This is a genomic window from Helicobacter saguini, assembly GCF_000762875.2.
Classification (GTDB): domain Bacteria; phylum Campylobacterota; class Campylobacteria; order Campylobacterales; family Helicobacteraceae; genus Helicobacter_A; species Helicobacter_A saguini.
The window spans coordinates 1-3,548 of the sequence record NZ_JRMP02000038.1; the positions used below are offsets into that span (position 1 = coordinate 1).

Consider the following 3,548-nt stretch of genomic DNA (forward strand, 5'->3'; position numbering starts at 1 on the left):
AAAACGATTATTTATCAACAAATTGTTGGTTATCGTTTTGATAGACATTGGAATGAATTTATATTTTTTACTAAAGGTAGTGCAATTAATAAGAAATTTATAGTATAGATACTTATGAGAGACAATACAGAACTTGAGTGGGTAGCTTATGGGCACTTTCATCTATATCCTAAGGTTATAGAATGCAGAAGTTAAAAAAGATTTTTAGAATCAAATTAAACCTTTGCTATAATATCTCAAGACATAAAATCTAAAAAATACACACTATCTTTTTACAATAGAATCTAAATAAAGGAAATAAATGTTATTTATCATAATGTTTTTACTTATAATCTTTACTTTATCTTACTTTATATGTTGGCTTATTTATAGAAAAGTCTTTAAATCGCAAAGGAAAATATCTAAGATTCTAGTATTTATCGGCGGTATAGGGCTAATAATCTTTTATTATACGCCTTATTCATATTATTTAGAGCCTAGTTTCTGGCAGTTTAGAAATATTTGTAAGCTATACCCTAAAATATATCAAGCAAATGGCGGTAAGCTTGATGAGGAATATTACAATAAAGTGTTAAGGCATTTTGATACGGATTTGGATAGCTTAGATTGGGAATACATTCAGCAAAATTTAAAAGTTAATGATTGGGGGACATATTTGTATGAATTCGAAAAGTATCATGGTAGAATATATCAGGATTTTACATTACTTTTTAACGACAACCAAGCAAGAAGAGACAATATTAAAAAGATAATGTTTTATGTTAATTGGGATCGCATGAGACCATTCCTAGCAGGTAATGAGGGGACGGGATTTTTTCTAGGAAGTGTCCCAATAAGTTGTATATATTTCAAAAAGGACTAAAAAATGAATAATAAAGTAGTGATTAATAAACTAAAAGATAATGCGGAGTTAGCCTGGGCAGCGTATGGTTATTTTCATCTAGCCAATCCTCATTATGACTTTAACAAAGACAGCACAGATAAAGAGAGATTAGAATACTTTAGAGAAAAAATCGCAAACAATGAAACTGCTATCCCCACCAATTCTGATATTCTCAATATAGAACATAAATATTTCAAAGATAAAAATGGCAAATCTCAAGACTCTTGGTATCATAAGCATTTCTTAGGAGGCGACTTTTCCCCACTTCAAGCAAAAAGATTTTTTGAAAGATATGATTTACTCACTCATCAGCCAAATACAGATTCTGGCTTTTCTGCTACGCTCTTTAGAGAAAAGAAATTGCAAATTGATAGCAAAACAAACGAAAAAACTTATACTGCCAAGTATGGCTATGTTAATTATATCTTAGCAATTAGGGGCACAGAATTAGGAGAAATAAGTCAAATTTACAATGATTTAATTAAAGCTGATTTGGTATATCTAGTGCATGGTAAAGTGCCATTGGAACAATATGATGATATGATACAATTCTATGAATCTTGTGCTAGAAGTTATCCACAAATCAAAGAAAAAGATTCTCTAACACTCACAGGACACTCTCTTGGAGGTTGTCTAGCACAATTACTCGCCTTAAGTCTATGTGATGATAAAAATAAAAATAATATCAAAGCTTTATACACATATAATGCGCCAGGAGCCAGTGCATTATATCCACCATATTTTGCTATTTTTGATATTACTAAATATCCAAATGGACTAAGACGACATTTTTATGTAGAAATAAGAGATATGCTATTTCATAATATACAAGGGACTTATTACGAGCATTTAAGCAAAATAAACGAATTTGAAAAAATACTAGAGCTGATATTTGATAAATGTTATAATGAACAAGATAGATATCTTGATAAAGTATATGGTATAGAATTATTAAATGCTGGTAAATACAATCTTTTACGGTTTATTCCACGAATCACTAAACTTAATGAAATTTATTATAATAAATCAAGAATGCCTTATTATCAAATGTTGCTAGAAAATTTTACAAAATATATACGATGTGAAATGGAAAATAAAAAACAAGAAGAGAAAAAAGCATATAAACTCGCAATTCAAAATTATATCTATCATTGCGAATCAAGCAATAATGAATACAAAAATGAATGGTATATGGGCTCTCCTATATCAAAGCTAGGGATTAAACTAGGATTACACCAAGATAATCAATATAGCGATACAACAATACTACATAATATCACAACAAGCAAAAGTATCACAGGTGATCACTCTATTATCCCCCTTACTCGAACTCTCCATCTTTACTCCTACCTTTTAGAATTAGATTTTAACCATAATAAAATCAAAGATAAAACTCTAAGTGAATGTATAGGATATCTTAATAATTTTATGCAAAGTATTTTTATAGTCTTTAATCCGTTAAGTATAATGATTAATAATAAGAATCTAACTCCTTATAAAACTCAAGAAAAAAGTCCAGATAGCACAGATTTTTTATCTACATTTATAGAGCACATTTTATATGTAACAGACTTAGAAAAAGAAATAAAAAGCATTTATGTGAAACTTCATACAACTAAAGAAAACATTATAGATAAAATAATTATTTTAGATTCTAAAGGGTATTTTCCTAGAATGATGGATAAAGAAGACTTAATAAAACTTAAAGACAAAAGATGCACTCTTGCAGAAAAAAGAGCCATCTTTAAATGTCAACCATTTGTAATAGTCAATAGAAAGAATGAAGAAGTCCTAGATACTAAAGAAAAAATGACAAAACTATTTAAGTACAACTCAAATTCTACCCAAATCACGCTCTCGAGTAGTGATGAGATAAACCAAAAATACTTTAATGCTAAAATTACCATGATGAATAATATACTCTATGGAGATGAAATAAGGGTATGCTATATAGCAGATATAATGCAATGATAAAGGAGCGATAATGTCAAGTTTATCAATGAGTTCAAATTTATACGTGGATATTGCAAACAAAGAAATAAATATATTTGCAAATAATAAGGATATATTAGATTATGGAATTATATACAATGAGATAGAAAAACAATATAATATCAATATAGATGAATATACAATAAATTTGTATTTCAATGAATATCTCTTAACAGGTGGGATAGAATCTAATAATGATTTATTGTTTGGTAATTTAGATTCCAATAATGAATTACTTGAATCTAAGCCTATTTATTATTTACAAGATTCAATAGATTCTAAAGATTCTACACAAACCCTGCAAGTGTTTTTAGATTCTAAAGTCTTAACAATATTACATTATTCAATCTTAGAATCTAGTTTAAATATCAAGTTAGAATCTAAAAGCAAAGAAGCAAAGAAGATTCTAAGTAAAGAGTTAGATTACTGCAAAGCTAAAGCTTCTGGCAATGACAATAAAGTTATAGAATCTACTGCCTTTCTTTGCCCTATCTTAGAAGATAACGAAATAAAATGTATTCATGGTGGAATAGTAAAATTAAAAAGTAATAAAGGTAAAAACTTTAAATCAAATAATAAATCAATGATTTTAGAATCTGATTTATTAAATAGCCAAATAATAGGTTGTCAAAATACTATCTTAGGAGTGCCAACTCCTTGCAATCTAATTAGT

Annotated in this window: 2 protein-coding genes and 1 pseudogene; all 3 read left to right on the top strand. The window is 28.1% G+C overall.

All coding sequences use genetic code 11. The features are described from left to right. Window positions 1-301 precede the first annotated feature (301 nt). Entirely contained in the window at window positions 302-862 is a 561-nt protein-coding gene (locus LS64_RS11945) for a hypothetical protein (protein ID WP_034569496.1), read from the top strand. A gap of 3 nt (window positions 863-865) precedes the next feature. Beyond that, window positions 866-2,854, top strand: coding sequence for a lipase family protein (locus LS64_RS13480; RefSeq protein WP_064773681.1), 1,989 nt, complete (start codon window positions 866-868; stop codon window positions 2,852-2,854). A gap of 13 nt (window positions 2,855-2,867) precedes the next feature. Then, window positions 2,868-3,548, top strand: a pseudogene (locus LS64_RS11955) (lipase); the annotation flags it as partial.

Bases quoted from the DNA above. Each gene is read 5' to 3' on its own strand.
- LS64_RS13480 (WP_064773681.1), top strand. From the start codon at position 866: ATGAATAATAAAGTAGTGATTAATAAACTAAAAGATAATGCGGAGTTA.
- LS64_RS11945 (WP_034569496.1), top strand. From the start codon at position 302: ATGTTATTTATCATAATGTTTTTACTTATAATCTTTACTTTATCTTAC.